The organism is Sphingomonas sp. SL1004 (genome assembly GCF_057815015.1).
Genome location: NZ_JBYMUX010000001.1, coordinates 3,622,900 through 3,639,567, shown reverse-complemented (window position 1 = coordinate 3,639,567; position 16,668 = coordinate 3,622,900). Strand labels below are relative to the sequence as shown.

Annotated in this window: 12 protein-coding genes and 1 tRNA gene; 8 read left to right on the top strand and 5 right to left on the bottom strand. The window is 65.9% G+C overall.

The window, feature by feature from the left end:
• Positions 1 to 23 precede the first annotated feature (23 nt).
• Positions 24 to 1,283 carry a multidrug effflux MFS transporter gene (locus AC3D24_RS16695; RefSeq protein WP_489032264.1) on the bottom strand — a complete coding sequence of 420 codons (1,260 nt, stop codon included), beginning with the start codon at positions 1,281 to 1,283 and terminating at the stop codon, positions 24 to 26.
• A gap of 129 nt (positions 1,284 to 1,412) precedes the next feature.
• Between AC3D24_RS16695 and AC3D24_RS16690 the strand changes: the two genes are divergently transcribed.
• The 4 genes from AC3D24_RS16690 to AC3D24_RS16675 all read left to right on the top strand — a co-directional run bounded on the left by AC3D24_RS16690 (position 1,413) and on the right by AC3D24_RS16675 (position 7,987).
• Complete coding sequence (locus tag AC3D24_RS16690; RefSeq protein ID WP_489032263.1) at positions 1,413 to 1,925, top strand: hypothetical protein; 513 nt, start codon at positions 1,413 to 1,415, stop codon at positions 1,923 to 1,925.
• 331 nt (positions 1,926 to 2,256) lie between these two features.
• Complete coding sequence (locus AC3D24_RS16685; RefSeq protein WP_056055084.1) at positions 2,257 to 3,213, top strand: isopenicillin N synthase family dioxygenase; 957 nt, start codon at positions 2,257 to 2,259, stop codon at positions 3,211 to 3,213.
• 360 nt (positions 3,214 to 3,573) lie between these two features.
• The gene (gene polA / locus AC3D24_RS16680; RefSeq protein WP_489032262.1) at positions 3,574 to 6,348 is read left to right on the top strand and encodes a DNA polymerase I; all 2,775 of its coding nucleotides are present in this window, start codon (positions 3,574 to 3,576) and stop codon (positions 6,346 to 6,348) included.
• Positions 6,349 to 6,469: 121 nt separating this feature from the next.
• A complete protein-coding gene (locus AC3D24_RS16675) occupies positions 6,470 to 7,987 on the top strand; it encodes a lipopolysaccharide biosynthesis protein (RefSeq protein ID WP_489032261.1) in 1,518 nt (505 codons plus the stop codon).
• Here the strand turns inward: AC3D24_RS16675 and AC3D24_RS16670 are convergent.
• The 3 genes from AC3D24_RS16670 to AC3D24_RS16660 form a co-directional block, all read right to left on the bottom strand.
• Positions 7,984 to 9,291, bottom strand: a complete 1,308-nt coding sequence (locus AC3D24_RS16670; protein ID WP_489032260.1) for an Nramp family divalent metal transporter — start codon at positions 9,289 to 9,291, stop codon at positions 7,984 to 7,986. The two genes, AC3D24_RS16675 and AC3D24_RS16670, sit on opposite strands and share 4 nt — an antisense overlap.
• Before the next feature lie 79 nt (positions 9,292 to 9,370).
• Positions 9,371 to 9,544 (bottom strand): hypothetical protein, encoded by a 174-nt coding sequence (locus tag AC3D24_RS16665; RefSeq protein ID WP_489032259.1) that lies wholly within the window; start codon positions 9,542 to 9,544, stop codon positions 9,371 to 9,373.
• Between the two features lie 99 nt (positions 9,545 to 9,643).
• A complete protein-coding gene (locus tag AC3D24_RS16660; RefSeq protein WP_489032258.1) occupies positions 9,644 to 10,267 on the bottom strand; it encodes a DNA-3-methyladenine glycosylase family protein in 624 nt (207 codons plus the stop codon).
• 60 nt (positions 10,268 to 10,327) lie between these two features.
• Between AC3D24_RS16660 and AC3D24_RS16655 the strand changes: the two genes are divergently transcribed.
• Positions 10,328 to 10,645 (top strand): 2Fe-2S iron-sulfur cluster-binding protein, encoded by a 318-nt coding sequence (locus AC3D24_RS16655; RefSeq protein WP_489032257.1) that lies wholly within the window; start codon positions 10,328 to 10,330, stop codon positions 10,643 to 10,645.
• A gap of 158 nt (positions 10,646 to 10,803) precedes the next feature.
• Here AC3D24_RS16655 and rlmB read toward each other — a convergent pair whose 3' ends face one another.
• Entirely contained in the window at positions 10,804 to 11,547 is a 744-nt protein-coding gene (rlmB, locus tag AC3D24_RS16650) for a 23S rRNA (guanosine(2251)-2'-O)-methyltransferase RlmB (RefSeq protein WP_056055070.1), read from the bottom strand.
• Between the two features lie 161 nt (positions 11,548 to 11,708).
• Between rlmB and AC3D24_RS16645 the strand changes: the two genes are divergently transcribed.
• The 3 genes from AC3D24_RS16645 to glgB all read left to right on the top strand — a co-directional run bounded on the left by AC3D24_RS16645 (position 11,709) and on the right by glgB (position 16,521).
• Positions 11,709 to 11,795, top strand: a tRNA-Tyr gene (locus tag AC3D24_RS16645).
• Between the two features lie 140 nt (positions 11,796 to 11,935).
• Positions 11,936 to 14,362, top strand: a complete 2,427-nt coding sequence (locus AC3D24_RS16640) for a glycogen/starch/alpha-glucan phosphorylase (protein ID WP_489032256.1) — start codon at positions 11,936 to 11,938, stop codon at positions 14,360 to 14,362.
• Positions 14,359 to 16,521 (top strand): 1,4-alpha-glucan branching protein GlgB, encoded by a 2,163-nt coding sequence (glgB, locus tag AC3D24_RS16635; protein ID WP_489032255.1) that lies wholly within the window; start codon positions 14,359 to 14,361, stop codon positions 16,519 to 16,521. Before AC3D24_RS16640 ends, glgB begins: the two co-directional genes overlap by 4 nt.
• Positions 16,522 to 16,668: the final 147 nt, after the last annotated feature.

Below are 16,668 nucleotides of genomic sequence, written 5' to 3'. Positions count from 1 at the left end.
GGTGGACGTGCGCGGTGGTTCCTTCAAGCGCGACTGGGCGCGGTCGATGCCGGACGGAACAATCGCCCGCGCTCGGTCACCAGAACGGCGACCAGCGCGACCAGACCGGCAAGCAGGAACCCACCGACCAGCGGCACCGTCGTGCCATTGAACGCCTGCCCGATCAGCGCCCCAAACACCGCGCCGACGGTGACGCTCAGGAACCCCTGCACGCTCGATGCAGTGCCGGCGATCCGCCCCATATTCTCCATCGCCATCGCCGAGAAATTGGAGGTGGCGAGCCCGAAGCAGCCCAGCGTCAGCGCCTGGAAGATCGCAAAACTCACCAGCGTCTCGAACCCGACCTCGATCGCGAACAGGTGCATCACCGACACCGCCACCAGCAGCGTCAGCGCCCCGTGGCTGATCAACCGCGTCCCCAGCCGCATCACGATCCGCGAATTGAGCAGGTTGCACGCCGCCATCGTCACCGACGTTGTCGCGAAGATCAGCGCCAGCAGCGTCGGTTGGTGGAACACGTCGGCCATGATCTGCTGGATCGAATTGAGATACCCGTACAGCGCCGCCATCAGCGCGGTCGACGCGAGCGTATACCCCAGCGACAGGCGATCGCCGAGCGTCTGGTGCCAGTCGGCCAGGATCCGCGCAGGCGTGATCGGCAGGACGTTCTCGGGCGCCAGCGTCTCGGGCATACGCAGATAGAACCAGACGAACACGCCGATCGTCAGCACCGCAATCGTCCAGAAGATCGCCCGCCAGTCGCCGAACTGGAGCACCGTCCAGCCGAACGTCGGCGCCAGGATCGGTACGATCATGAATACCATGAATGCGATCGACATGACCCTCGCCATCGCCCGCCCGTGATAGCAATCGCGGACCAAGGCGATCGTCGCGACGCGAGCGGCAGCGATCACCGCGCCGCCGAGTGCCCGCGCGGCAAGCAACAGCGTAAAGCTTCCCGCGACCGCACAGGCGACATTCGCGAGTGCGTACAGCCCGAGCGACCAGAGCAGCACGGTGCGCCGTCCATAGCGATCGGCGAGCGGACCATGGATCAACTGCGCGACGCCGAAGCCGATCACGAACGCGGTGACGACGAACTGTCGGCTGTTCGCCGACGCAACCCCTAACGAGGCGCCGATCGCGGGCAAGGCCGGCAACATCGAGTCGATCCCGAGTGCGGTCAGCGACATCAGCGAGGCGACGAGCGCGACGAATTCGACGAAGCCGATCGGCGCGCCCCGCATCGCCGGCGCGTCGGACTGTGGTTCCTGGGTCTGCATGATGCCTGCGCCTTTACCCGTTCGGCCCTCGGTGCGAAACCCGCAACGCATGCACGGTCGCGACGCGATTGAACGACCCGACCGAACGCTCTATCTGTATTGTAACGGCAACACACTCGGGAGATCACCATGCACCGCCCCCTCCTCCTCGCGTCCGTCGGCCTCTTAAGCGCGTTCGCACTCTCCGCCTGCAACCGCTCCGACGAAGGCACGACGGTGTCGATCAATGCCGATGGCGGCAACGTGCTGGGCGCGATCAACGGCGAGACCGGCGAGATGAAGATCGACGTGCCCGGCTTTCGGGGTTCGGTGAAGCTGCCGAAGATCCAGATCGATTCGGGCAATTTCGATCTGAACGGGGTGCGGCTGTACCCTGGGTCGTCGATCAAGAATCTCAACATCGTCGGTAACGAAAAGAACGGTCACGACACTGGCAGCGGCCTTCGCGTTGCCTTCGCCAGCCCGGCGACTCCCGCCACCGTCCGCGACTGGTTCGCCGAGCGCTTGGGCAAGGTCGGCTACAAGGTGCGTCCGGAAGGCGCGAACCTGATCGGCACGACCGACGAGAACAAGCCCTTCCGCCTGGAACTCGCCCCCGACGGCGCGGACAAGGCGACGGGCACGATCGTCATCAGCGGGTAACGTCCCCTCCGTCATGCCGGGCTGGTTCCGGCATCCACCGTTCCGCAAAGCCAGCGGCGCGATGACGCGGAACCGTGCCCCCCGGAACACGTCCGGGTTACAGAGCGGCGGACTGCAATCCTCCCCCGCCAGGGGGAGGTGGCTGGCACTTGCCAGACGGAGGGGGAGGTAAGGGTAACGTCTGCTCCGCGCCCTCCCCCTCCGTCGCTTCGCGCCACCTCCCCCTAGCGGGGGAGGATCGTGAAAGATCTAAACCAACCCCACCCCAAGCATTTGGCACGCCGCCCCCGACCCGCTATATCGGGCGTCCCCCAATCCGGACACGCACCCCATGCTCGACACCCCCGCCGCCCAGGTCCCGACGCTCAGCCTCGCAACGCAGGACACCGACCCCGATGGTTTCGCCGCCGCATTCGGCGAATCGTTCGAGCGGTACGGCTTCGCGATCGTCGCCGATCACGGCATCCCCGCCGACCTGATCGAGCGCGCCTGGGCCGAGACCAAGCTCCTGTTCGACCTCCCCGAGGACGAGAAGCGCGGCTATCACATCCCCGGCGGCGGCGGCGCGCGCGGCTACACGCCGTTCAAGACCGAGATCGCCAAGGACGCCAAGGTCGTCGATCTCAAGGAATTCTGGCACGTCGGTCGCGAACTGCCTGAGGGTCATCGTTACGCGGACACGATGGCGCCGAACGTCTGGCCGACGCGGCCCGAGGGCTTCAAACCGGTCTTCCTCGAACTCTTCGCCGCGTTCGACCGCGCCGGCGACAAGCTCCTGTCCGCGATCGCGCGCCACCTGAAGCTCAAGCCCGACTGGTTCGACCCGGCGGTGAAGGACGGCAACAGCATCCTTCGTCTGCTGCATTACCCGCCGATCCCCGCCGATGCGGAAGGCGTCCGCGCCGGCGCACATGAGGACATCAACCTCATCACCCTGCTGCTCGGCGCCGAGGAAGCCGGCCTCGAACTGCTCGACCGCGCCAACGGCCGCTGGCTGTCGATCAAGCCGCCCGAGGGTGCGATGGTCGTCAACGTCGGCGACATGCTCCAGCGCCTGACCAACAACGTGCTGCCCTCGACCACGCACCGCGTCGTCAACCCGCCCCCCGAACGCCGCGGCCATTCGCGCTATTCGATGCCGTTCTTCCTACATCCGGCACCGGACTTCCTGATCGAGACGTTGCCCGGCACGATCACGCCGGACAATGCGAACCGCTATCCGAACCCGATCACCGCGCATGACTATCTGTACGAGCGGCTTGTCGAGATCGGCCTGATCAAGAAGTAGGAGACCTTTCACCGCCCTGATTCCCGGCTTCTCTCGAACCAAAGAAGCATGTTTCCCCGCGAAGGCGGGGATCCAGACTGGGCTCCCGCCTTCGCGGGAGAACAATTGAGGAGCTTGTTGGGTCAGGTATCTTCCACCTCACCACCACCCCGGCGAAGGCCGGGGCCCAATTGGGGGACGGTTATAACGAAGCGCAGCGCGCCGTTACGATCACCTTTCCAATTGGGCCCCGGCCTTCGCCGGGGTGGTACCCATTTTGGGGAAGGTCACTGTCCCCCCACCGCTTTTCTCCCCACCTGATACCCAACAACCACGCTTCGCCCATTGGTCCCCGCGCCCGCATCCGCTAGACCGCGCGCGATGCCCCATCTCTATCTCGTCGACGGCTCCGGCTATATCTTCCGCGCCTATCACCGGCTGCCGCCGCTCACCAACAAGCACGGCGAGCCGGTCGGCGCGGTGTACGGCTACACGACGATGCTGTGGAAGCTCGCCGACGAGGTTCACGCCGCAGACGGCCCCACGCACATGGCGGTCATCCTCGACAAATCGTCGAAGACCTTCCGCAACGATCTCTACGACAAGTACAAGGCACAGCGTCCACCGCCGCCGGAGGATCTCGTCCCCCAGTTCCCGATGATCCGCGACGCCACGCGCGCGTTCAGCCTCCCCTGCATCGAGACCGAGGGACTCGAAGCCGACGACATCATCGCCTGCTACGCGAAGGCCGCGCTCGCGCAGGGCTGGGAAGTCACGATCGTCAGTTCCGACAAGGATCTGATGCAGCTGATCGAGCCCGGGCTCGACATGTACGACACGATGAACAACCGCCGGCTCGGCGCGGAGCATGTCGCGGAGAAATTCCACGGCGTCACCCCCGCGCAGCTCGGCGACGTGCTCGCGCTGATGGGCGACAGCGTCGACAACGTCCCCGGCGTCCCCGGTGTCGGCCCCAAGACCGCGGCAAAACTGATCCTAGAACACGGCGATCTCGAATCCGTGCTGGCGGCCGCCGACGGCATGAAGAAGGGCAAGCTCCGCGATAACCTGATCGAGCATGCCGAGATGGCGCGGCTGTCGAAGGTGCTCGTCACGCTCAAATGCGACGTGGCGCTACCCGAGCCGCTCGAGGATCTCGAACTCAAGGGCATTCCCGACGCGCCGCTACGCGCGTTCCTCGAACATCACGGCTTCAAGTCGCTGATCGCCAAGCTCTCCGCGGTCGCCGAAGCCCCCGTCGAGGCACCCACCAGCACCGCCGATCTCGACGCGGACGAACCCTGCAAGCACGACGACTACGAAACCGTCGTCGACGAAGCCGCACTCGATCGCTGGATTACCGTCGCCAAGCACCAGGGCTGGGTCGCGATCGACACCGAGACCACCGGCATCGACGCAACGCGCGCGGACCTGGTCGGCGTCAGCATGGCGCTGCATCCGAACCTCGCTTGCTACGTACCTATCGCGCATGGCGGAACGGATTTGCTCGCGGAAAACCCGGTTCAGCTCGAGTCCGCAATCGTGCTCGCGAAGTTGAAGCCGTTGCTGGAGGATCCGAGCGTCCTGAAGATCGGCCACAACCTCAAATACGACATGATCGTGCTCGGCCGCGCCTACACCTCGACCGGCGGCGTGCAGATCGCGCCGTTCGACGACACGATCGTGATGAGCTTCGATCTCGACGCCGGGCTGCACGGCCACGGCATGGACGAACTCGCCGCCACGCACCTCTCGCACACCTGCATCGCGTTCAAGGACGTCGTCGGCACCGGTAAGACGCAGCGGACCTTCAACGAAATCGACCTCAAGGCCGCCACGCGCTACGCCGCCGAGGACGCCGATGTGACGCTCCGCCTCTGGCGCCGGTTCAAGCGCCGCCTCCCCGCGGAAGGCTCGACCCGCGTCTACGAAATGGTCGACCGCCCGCTCGTTCCCGTCATCGCGCAGATGGAAATGCACGGTATCAAGGTCGACGCCGCGAAACTCTCGAAACTCTCGACCGAGTTCGCCAGCCAGATGGCGAGCCTCGAAACCGAGATCCACGCGCTCGCCGGCGCGCCCTTCACGATCGGCAGCCCCAAGCAATTAGGCGACGTGCTGTTCGAGAAGATGGGCATCAAGGGCGGCCGCAAGGGCAAGTCCGGCGTCTATTCGACCGACGTCACCGAACTCGAACGGATCGCCGCCGACAAGGATTCCCCCGGCGCGGTGATCGCGCGGAAAGTGCTCGACTGGCGCCAGTTGTCGAAGCTGAAATCGACCTACACCGATGCGTTGCAGGCGCAGATCAACCCGGCAACGGGCCGCGTCCACACCTCGTACAGCCTCACCGGCGCGCAGACCGGACGCCTGTCGTCGACCGATCCGAATCTCCAGAACATCCCGATCCGCACCGAGATCGGCCGCCAGATCCGCGACGCGTTCGTCGCCGAGCCCGGCAACGTCATCCTCGCCGCCGATTACTCGCAGATCGAGCTGCGCCTGGCCGCGCACATGGCCAACGTCCCCGCGCTGAAGGCCGCGTTCGCGAACGGCGACGACATCCACAGCCTCACCGCGCAGGAACTGTTCGGCGAGGTCAACCGCGACACCCGCGGCCGCGCGAAGACGATAAACTTCGCGATCCTCTACGGCATCTCGCGCTGGGGCCTAGCCGGTCGCCTCGACGTCTCGGCGGACGAGGCGCAGGCGATGATCGACCGCTATTTCGACCGCTTCCCCGGCATCTCGACCTACATCGTCGAAACCACCGAAAGCGTCCGCGCGACCGGCTACACCACCACGCTGTTCGGAAGAAAAACGCACTTCCCGCGCATCCGCTCGAAGATCCAGCACGAACGCCAGGGCGCCGAGCGCGCCGCGATCAACGCGCCGATCCAGGGCACCAGCGCCGACATCATCAAGCGCGCGATGGTCCGCATGGGGCCGGCGTTGCTCGAAGCCGGGTTGCCGAACGTCCGCATGCTCCTCCAGGTCCACGACGAACTCGTGTTCGAATTACCGGAAGGTGACGTCGAAGCGGCCAAGCCCGTGATCGAACGCGTCATGGCGACGGCGGCACTGCCTGCGGTTACGCTCGACGTCCCACTCGGCATCGAAATCGGTACCGGGCTCAGCTGGGGCGCGGCGCATTGATCCAGCCCCCCCCGTCATGCCGGGCTTGTTCCGGCATTCACCGTTCCGCGTACTCGCCGGCCCGTGAGTATGCGGGACCGTGGACCCCGGAACGAGCCCGGGGTGACGGAGGCCTGAGCGCGTGACCGAGGCCACGCAGGATATCGACACGCTCGCCAAGGGTGGTCGTACCAACATCGCCGGCTTCGTCCTCCGCCTCGCCGCGCGCATCCCGTTCCTGTTCATCGCCGGCCGCATCTACGGCCCTGACCTCGTCGGCCGGTTCGCGATCGCCGTCGTGGTGGTCGAACTCGCCGCGCTCCTTGCCACGCTCGGCCTGAAACGCGGCCTAGCCCAAGCGCTCAGCAGCGCCGACCGCCCCCACGCCAACGTCGTGTGGGACGCCATGGCGGTCGCGTTCGTCGCCTCGCTCATCGCCAGCGCGGTGCTCTGTACGTTCCCGCAGATCATGTACCCGAACAGCGCGATCACCGGGCTCGACCGGTTCCTGCCGCTGATCATCGTCGCGATCGCCTGGTCTGACGTCAGCCTCGCGGCGCTCGCCTACCGCCTCAACGTCAAGGCCGCGGTGACGGCACGCGCGGTGGTCGAGCCGTGGACGATCTCGATCGCCGCCTGGGCGTTCTCCTATTTCACGATCCGCGACGGCCTCGTGCTCAGCTACGTCGCGTCGATGACCGCGGCGCTGATCGCCAGCCTCGTGCCGTTCCTGCGCAGCTACGGCATCCCGCGCGGCTGGTCGCCGCACCTTCGCCCGCTCTACGCGCTCGCCCGCGCCAACGTGCCGCTGGCCGGCGCCGACATCCTCGAATGGGGCAGCCGCAACGTCGACCGCTTCATCCTCGGCGTGATGTTCGAGCCCAAGGTCGTCGGCATCTATTACATGGCACAGCAGGTCGCGAGCCTCCCGCAGAAGCTCAAGACCAGCTTCGACCCGATCCTCGGCCCCGTCATCACCCACAGCCTCGCGATCAACGACCGCGCCGCGATCGCCAATCAGGTGCGCCAAGTCGCGTTCTGGATCATGGCCGCGCAAGGCGGCCTCGCGCTGATGGGCTCGATCCCCGGCGAAGCGGTGATGGGCGTGGTCGGCCCGCAGTTCGTCGCCGGCACCGCCGCGCTCGCCTTCCTGCTCACCGCCGAAGTGCTCGCCTCGACCGGCGCGGTCAGCGAATCCGCGCTCGTCTACATCGCCCGCCACCGTAACCTGATGATCTCGGCGGCGATGCTCGCGTTCCAGGTCGGCCTCAGCTTCGCGCTGATCTTCGCGATCCGGGCCCTAGGCTATCCCATCAACTATCAGGCGGCCGGTCCCGCCATCGCGCTAATGCTGTCGGTCGCGCTGACCTCGGTGATCAAGTCGAAACTGCTCGGCCACCTACTCGGTGCGAAGGTCTCGCCGTGGCGCTGGCCGCTGGTCTGGGCAGCCGGCGCCGCGATCGTCGTCGGCGGCGCGTTCACCGCGCTGCCCAAGCGCTACGAATGGGTCGAACTCGCGATCGGCGAGCCCGCGATCGCCGCGACCTATCTCTACATCCTGTGGAAATACGCGTTCGGCCCCGCCGACCGCGCGCTGTTCGCCAAAAAGCCCAAGGCGGACGAAGCCGCCTTGCCCAACGCAGGCTCGCCGGTCGCCTAGAGCATCCCGTACAGCAGCGTGCCGTTGAGCCCGATGATTACCGCGGCAATCGCCCAAGCGAGGATCTTCAGCCAAGCCGGGCTGACCAGATCGCCCATGATCGTGCGGTCGCCGGTGAACTTGACGAGCGGCACGACCGCAAACGGGAGTTGCAGGCTCAGCACGACCTGGCTCAACACCAGCAGCTTCGTCGCGCCCGCATCCCCCGACGCACCGACGACGAACACCGCAGGCACGATCGCCAGCAACCGAGTCACCAGCCGCCGCGCCCACACAGGCATGCGCAGGTTGAGGAACCCCTCCATCACGATCTGGCCGGCGAGCGTGCCCGTCACCGTCGAGTTCTGCCCCGACGCAAGCAGCGCGACCGCGAACAACACGCTCGCCGCGCCCATGCCCAGCATGGGCGCCAGCAGTTCATAGGCCTGGTCGATCTCCGCGACGTCGGTGCGCCCGGCGACGTGGAAGGTCGCCGCCGCCAGGATCAGGATCGCGGCGTTGATGAAGAAGGCGAGCCCCAGAGCAACCGTGCCGTCGATCGTCGCCATCGTGATAGCATCGCGCTTGCCCGCGGCGTCCTTGGCGAACGCGCGCGTCTGGACGATCGACGAGTGGAGATAGAGGTTATGCGGCATGACGGTCGCGCCGAGGATGCCGATCGCGATATAGAGCATCGCCGGGTTGGTGACGATCTGCGTCGTCGGGACGAGGCCGCCGAGCACGCCCGCCATGTCAGGTCGCGCGAGGAACAGCTCGAAGATGAAGCAGCCTGCAATAATCACGAGCAGCGCGACGACGAACGCCTCCAGCTTGCGAAACCCGAAGCGTTGCAGCGCGAGGATCAGGAACACGTCGAGCGCGGTAAGCATGACGCCGTAGACCAGCGGTAGGCCGAACAGCGGCTTCAGCGCGATTGCCGTGCCGAGCACTTCGGCAAGGTCGCAGGCGATGATCGCGATCTCGCACAGGAACCAGAGCGCGACCGAGACCGGCTTCGAATAATTCGCGCGGCAGGCTTGCGCGAGGTCGAGCCCGGCGACGATGCCGAGCCGGGCGGAGAGCGCCTGCAAGACCATCGCCATCAGGTTCGACAGCAACACGACCGACAGCAGCGTGTAGCCGAACGCGGAGCCGCCGGCGATGTCGGTCGCCCAGTTGCCCGGGTCCATATAGCCGACCGCGACGAGATACCCCGGCCCCACGAACGCGAACAGCCGCCGCCAGAACGACGCGCCTTCGGGAACGACGACGGTGCGGTGGCTCTCGGCGAGCGAGTTGGCGAAGGCTGAGGTCGGTGCTGGCATCGCCGGCCGCTTTGCCGGAAGGGCGCTTGGGGAACAAGCGCATCGTCGGCACATGTATCCCCCTACAGCGGCGTTCGGGTCAGCCCGCCAGCAGCTTTGCCGCGACGTCCTCCATGCTCCCCAACACCATCAGCGAGTCGCCGCCGACGAGTCCGACTTTGGTCTGCCCATTCTCGTCCTTGCGCAGATAGGCGACGTTCGCCGCCACGACGTAGTAGTTGCCGCCATGCGACTTCAGTTCGATGAATTTCATGATCGCGACTCCTGATTTCCGCCGCAATACGGCCGAGGCGACAGTATCGGGTTAACGCGGTACGAGGGAGCGCGTCCGCAGTCACGAGCCGTCCCCGCCTCAAATGACCTTCATGTCCGCCTGGTAATGATGCCACGCGAAGATCGCTGCCGCGCCGCGATGCGGGCGCCAGGCCTCCGCCACCTCACGCGTCAGTTTCTCGCTGGGGCGCGTCTCGTGGCCCAATATACGCCCAACCTCGATCTGGATCGCGAGGTCACCGGCCGGCCAGATGTCCGTCCGCCCTTCCGCGAACAGCAGGTAGATCTCCGCCGACCAGCGACCGATCCCCTTCACGCGGACCAGTGCGGCGATCGCCTCCTCGTCGTCCTCGGGCAGGTTGGCCAGGTCGAGCCGCCCGCTCGTCACCTCGTCGGCGAGGCTGCGGGCATAGCCGAGCTTCTGGCGCGACAGTCCGGCGCTCTTTAGCAACTCGTCGCTGGCGGCGGCGATCTTTGCCGGGTCGCCTGCGCCACCGACCACCGCGTCGAGCTTGTTCCAGACCGCCGCGGCCGAGGCGACGCTCACCTGCTGGCCGACGATCGTCCGCAACAACGTCGCAAAGCCGCGCTCGCTGATCCGGGGCGCGGGGTGACCCGCATTGCCCACCGCGACCGCGAACGCCGGCTCGATCTCGCACAACGCCGCCATAGCGGTTTCGAGTTGCTCTGCGCTCAGGCCCATGATGCTTGATCCCTGGCGCGCGCAACGGCATGAACGCGCAGAAGTTTTTCGGAGAATGACATGCCCAAGCTTATCGTCGTGACGCGCGAAGGGGAAGAATGCGAGATCATCGGCGAGGCGGGGCTTTCGGTGATGGAAGTCATTCGCGACGCCGGGATCGACGAGATCCTGGCGCTGTGCGGCGGCTGCTGCTCGTGCGCCACCTGCCACGTCCATGTCGACCCGGACTTTGCGGCCAAACTGAAGCCGATGGGGCCGGACGAGGATGATCTGCTCGATTCGACGAGTGATCGGGATGAGTTTTCACGTCTGTCGTGCCAGATCGAGCTGACCGAGGGACTCGATGGCCTGAAGGTAAAGATCGCAGCGGAAGACTAACTGTCCCTCGCCCCTACGGGGAGAGGGAGGGAGGCGCGCTTGCGCCGGAAGGGTGAGGGGCTGTTGGGATCCAGGTCCCGAGCCTCACTCCCCTCTCCCTTCCCACCGCAAGGGCGGCGGGCCCCTTCCCTCTCCCCGGAGGGGCGAGGGAGTTCAGGTCACCGCGTGGTGATCGCGTACAACGCAATCGCCGCCGCATTCGACACGTTCAGGCTCTCCACCTTCTCCGAGATCGGCAGTTTCGCCAGCTCGTCGCAATGCTGCTCGGTATTCTGCCGCATGCCCTCGCCCTCGGCGCCGAGCACGATCGCGATCCGCTGCGTGCCCATCGCCTCCGACAGCGTCTGCGTCGCGTGGCCGGTCAGCCCGATCCGCCAGAACCCGGCCGCAGCGATCTCCTCCAGAGCGCGCGCCAGGTTCACCACCCGAATCCAAGGCACCGACTCAAGCGCACCCGAAGCAGCCCGAGCGATCGTCCCCGACTCCGGCGGCGCATTCCGATCCGGCGTAATAATCCCCAGCGCGTCGAACGCCGCCGCCGAGCGCAAGATCGCGCCGACGTTATGCGGATCGGTTACCCCGTCGAGGATCACCAGCGGGCGGTTGTCGTCCTTGCCATGCTCGAGCAGGTCGGCCAGCCACATGTCCTCGAGCGGCTCGACCTCGATCACCACGCCCTGGTGCGGCGCGTCGCCCGGCACCAGCCGCGCCAGATCCATCGCCTCGGCATAGGTCACCGGCACGTCGGCGGGCAGGTCGAACCCGGCCAGCGCCTCGCGCGTGCCGAGGATTTTGCGCACCGTGCGCTCCGGATTGGCGAGCGCCGCGCCCACCGCGTGCTTGCCCCAGAAGCGGGGGCGGCCTGCCGGTGCCTTGCTCGGCCTGTGTCCCTTGCGTGCCATATTCGCTCTCTATCGTGTCTGTGTATGCCGCGTCCTTGTCGGCATTCCGCTCCCGCGGCAACTATGAACCACGAAACTTCGCAAAACCTGCGTTGACACACCGAGCGCGCTTCGCCATTGAGCCGCCTCGCTTGAAAGAGCGGCGCTTGCAAAAGCGGCCTGGACAGGTGGCCGAGTGGTTAAAGGCAGCAGACTGTAAATCTGCCGGAGTTTCTCCTACGTAGGTTCGAACCCTACCCTGTCCACCACCGCCCCAGCGCGGTGATGGATCATACCAAATTCAAAGCATTGATCGGCAATCTTCTTTTCCATCACGGGAAGGAAGTCCGCGTGACATCGGCTCGCGGGCAGCTAGGATCACGGCGACCGTAACGATTTCGGAAGCCGCGTGACCTCAGACCCCGCCGTACAGCAGCCCGCCCAAGATCTCGCCGACTCGATCCTAGACACGCTCGTCCACCGCATCGGCAAGGATGCGCAGGCCGCGAGGCCGCACGACTGGCTCGCGGCAACGATTCTCACCGTCCGCAACGACATCGTCGAGCGCTGGATGGCGTCGACCAAGGCGGCGCACGCGGCCGGTGCCAAGCGCGTCTATTATCTCAGCCTCGAATTCCTGATCGGCCGGCTGCTGCGCGACGCGGTGACCAACCTCCAGCGCAACGACGAAGTCACGCGAGCGCTTGCGCTCCACGGCGTCGACCTCGCCGAACTCGAAGAGATCGAACCCGACGCGGCGCTCGGTAATGGTGGCCTGGGCCGGCTCGCCGCCTGCTTCATGGAGAGCATGGCGAGCCTAGCGCTGCCGGCTTACGGCTACGGCATCCGCTACGTGAACGGCATGTTCCGCCAGCGGATCGACGATGGCTGGCAGGTCGAGATGCCCGAGAACTGGCTCGCGCACGGCAACCCCTGGGAGTTCGAACGCCGCGAGAGCGCCTATTTCGTCGGCTTCGGCGGTGAAGTCACCGTGGCAGATAACGGTCAGGTCCATTGGAGCCCGTCCGAGGCGGTCGAAGCCACTGCCGTCGACACCCCCGTGGTCGGCTGGCGCGGCAAGCACGTCAACACGCTCCGCCTCTGGACCGCCAGCGCGTTCGATCCGATCAAGCTCGACCGCTTCAACGCCGGCGATTTTTCGGGTGCGCTAGCCGATCAGACGCGCGCCGAGACGCTCACCCGCGTCCTTTACCCCAACGATTCCACCGCGGCGGGGCAGGAACTCCGTCTCCGCCAGGAGTATTTTTTCTCGTCCGCGTCGATCCAGGACATCGTCCGCCGCCATATCCAGTATTTCGGCGATATCCGCACGCTGCCCGACAAGGCCGCGATCCAGCTCAACGATACGCATCCTGCGGTGTCGGTCGCCGAACTGATGCGCCTACTGATCGACCACCACGAATTCGCGTTCGACGAGGCGTGGAAGATCACCCGCGCCACCTTCGGCTACACCAACCACACGCTGTTGCCCGAGGCGCTGGAGAGCTGGCCGCTGCCGCTGTTCGAACGGCTGCTCCCGCGCCACATGCAGATCGTCTACGCGATCAACGCCAAGCTGCTGCGCGAGGCACGCGGCGCGGAGGGGATCGACGACCGCGCGATCGCCGCGATCAGCCTGATCGATGAGGGCGGAGAGCGGCGCGTGCGGATGGCGAACCTCGCCTTTGCCGGGTCGCACAGCGTCAACGGCGTCGCCGCGCTCCACACGCAGCTGATGAAGAAGACGGTCTTCGCCGATCTCCACAAGCTGTATCCGACGCGGATCAACAACAAGACCAACGGCATCACGCCGCGTCGCTGGCTCCAGCAGTGCAACCCCGGCCTTACCGCGCTGATCCGCGATGCGATCGGCGACGGCTTCCTCGACGATGCCGAAAAGCTCGTCGATCTGGATGTTTTCGCGGACGATTCCGGTTTCAGGGAGCGCTTTGCGAGCGTGAAGCGTTCGAACAAGGTGGCACTGGCAAATCACATCAAGGAGAGCATGGGGCTCCGCGTCGACCCGGACGCGATGTTCGACGTGCAGATCAAGCGCATCCACGAGTATAAGCGCCAGCTGCTCAACATCATCGAGACGGTCGCGCTGTACGACCAGATCCGCAGCCATCCCGAGCGCGACTGGACGCCCCGCGTGAAACTGTTCGCGGGCAAGGCGGCGTCGAGCTATCACAACGCCAAACTCGTCATCAAACTGGCGAACGACGTCGCGCGCCGGATCAACGCGGACCCTTCCGTCGGTGGCCTGCTCAAGGTCGCGTTCCTGCCCAATTACAACGTGTCGCTGGCGGAGAAGATCATCCCCGCCGCCGACCTCAGCGAACAGATCTCCACCGCCGGACTCGAGGCGTCGGGCACCGGCAACATGAAGTTCGCGATGAACGGCGCGCTGACGATCGGCACGCTCGACGGCGCGAACATCGAGATCAAGGACCGGGTCGGCGACGACAACATCTTCATCTTCGGCATGACCGCGGACGAGGTCGAGGCGAAGCGCGCCAACGGCTGTGACCCGCGCAGCGTCATCGACGGTTCTAACGAACTCCGCCAGGCGGTGTCCGCGATCGCGTCCGGCGTGTTCTCGCCCGACGACAAGACGCGCTATGCTGGGTTGATGGGCGGGCTGTACGAAGGCGACTGGTTCATGCTCGCCGCCGATTTCGACAGCTATGCCACCGCCCAGCGCGCGGTCGACACCCGCTGGAACGACCGCGACGCATGGGTCGCCTCGACCGTCCGCAACGTCGCGCGCGTCGGCTGGTTCTCGTCCGACCGCACGATCCGCGAGTACGCACGCGAGATCTGGACGGTGATGTGAAGCCACCCGAAGGCGCCATCGTTGCCCTCCTCGAAGGGCGTCACGACGATCCGTTCTCGCTGCTCGGCGTCCACAGCGGCCCGACCGGCGTGTTCGCCCGCGTCTGGCTGCCCGGCGCGGACACGGCGGAGGCGCACGCACTCGACGGCACCGCGCTCGGCACGCTCCCCCGCATCGACGATCGCGGCCTGTTCGAGGGTCCGATCGACGGCATGCAACAGCCGGTCAAATACCATGCGGAGGCGGGCGACACGTCGTGGTGGGTCACCGACCCCTACAGCTTCGGCCCCGTACTCGGCCCGATCGACGACCTGCTCATGGCGGAGGGGACGCACCGCCGCCTCCACGACAAGATGGGCGCACACCTGATCGAGCATGAAGGCGCGCACGGCGTCCACTTCGCGCTCTGGGCCCCCAACGCACAGCGCGTGTCGGTGGTTGGCGACTTCAACGACTGGGACGGCCGCCGCCACGCGATGCGCAAGCGCGGCGACGTCGGCGTGTGGGAGATCTTCATCCCCGACATCGCCGAATATCGCGCCTACAAGTTCGAGATCGTCGGGCCCGACGGCCAGTTGCAGCCGCTCAAGGCCGACCCATTCGCCTTCGCGGGCGAACTCCGTCCCGCCAACGCCTCGATCACGCGAAAACTCGCGCACGACTGGGCCGACACCGATCACCGCAAGCATTGGGCGTCGGTCGATCCGCGTCGCGTGCCGATCAGCATCTACGAAGTCCACGCGGGTTCATGGGACCGCGACGCCGACGGCTGGTTCCTGACCTGGGACGCGCTCGCCGATCGCCTGATCCCGTATGTCGTCGAGATGGGCTTCACGCACATCGAATTTCTGCCGATCAGCGAACACCCGTATGACCCGAGCTGGGGCTACCAGACCACCGGCCTCTATGCGCCCTCCGCCCGCTTCGGCGACGTCGATGGCTTTGCGCGGTTCGTCGACGGCGCGCATCTGGCCGGGATCGGCGTGCTGCTCGACTGGGTCCCCGCGCATTTCCCGACCGACGCGTTCGGGCTCGCGAAGTTCGACGGCACCGCGCTCTACGAACACGAGGATCCGCGGCTCGGGTTCCACCCCGACTGGAACACCGCGATCTACAATTTCGGGCGGCGCGAAGTCGCGTCGTTCCTCGTCAACAACGCGCTGTTCTGGGCCGAGCGCTATCACATCGACGGCCTCCGCGTGGATGCGGTCGCGTCGATGCTGTACCGCGATTATTCGCGTAAAAACGGCGAATGGATCCCCAACGCAGACGGCGGTCGCGAGAATTGGGAAGCCGTCGCGTTCCTTCGCGACATGAACCGCGAGATTTACGGCCAGCACCCCGGCGTCTTCACGATCGCCGAGGAATCGACCTCATGGCCGGGCGTCTCGGCGCCGGTGAGCGACGACGGCAAGAGCGGCGGGCTCGGGTTCGGGTTCAAATGGAACATGGGCTTCATGCACGACACGCTCCAGTACATGGCGCGCGATCCGCTGCACCGGAAGCATCATCACGGCGAGATCAATTTCGGGCTCGTCTATGCGTTCAGCGAGAATTTCGTCCTGCCCTTGAGCCATGACGAGGTCGTGCACGGCAAGGGCTCGCTGCTGACCAAGATGCCCGGCGACGACTGGCAGCAATTCGCCAACCTGCGCGCCTATTACGCGTTCATGTGGGGCTATCCGGGCAAGAAGCTGCTCTTCATGGGGCAGGAATTCGCGCAGCGCCGCGAATGGTCGGAAGCGCGCGCACTCGACTGGTGCCTGCGCAACAGTCGCAGCCACGAGGGGGTCCGCAACCTCGTCCGCGACCTGAACACCGTCTACCGCGAGAAGCCGGCATTGCACGCGCGCGATTGCGAAGGCGAAGGCTTCGAATGGCTGATCGCCGACGATGCCGCCAATTCGGTATTCGCGTGGTTGCGCAAGGCGCCCGGTGCGAAGCCGATCGCGATCATCGCCAACATGACGCCGATCGCCCGCGCACCCTATCGCATACCCTTGCCGCATGACGGCCGCTGGTGCGAGATCATCAACAGCGATGCGCGCGACTATTGGGGCAGTGGCCTCGGCAATCTCGGCGGCGTCGTGGCCAAGGATGGCGCGGCCTGGGTCACGCTGCCCCCGCTGGCGACGATCATGCTGGAATTTGAAGAGTGACCTAGCCCATCCACCCGTCATGCCGGGCTTGTTCCGGCATCCACCGTTCCGCGAAATCAACGGTCTGAAAATACGCGGAACGGTGGACCCCGGAACAAGTCCGGGGTGACGGGGAGTTATAGCGACGAACAAGACGGACAACGGGAG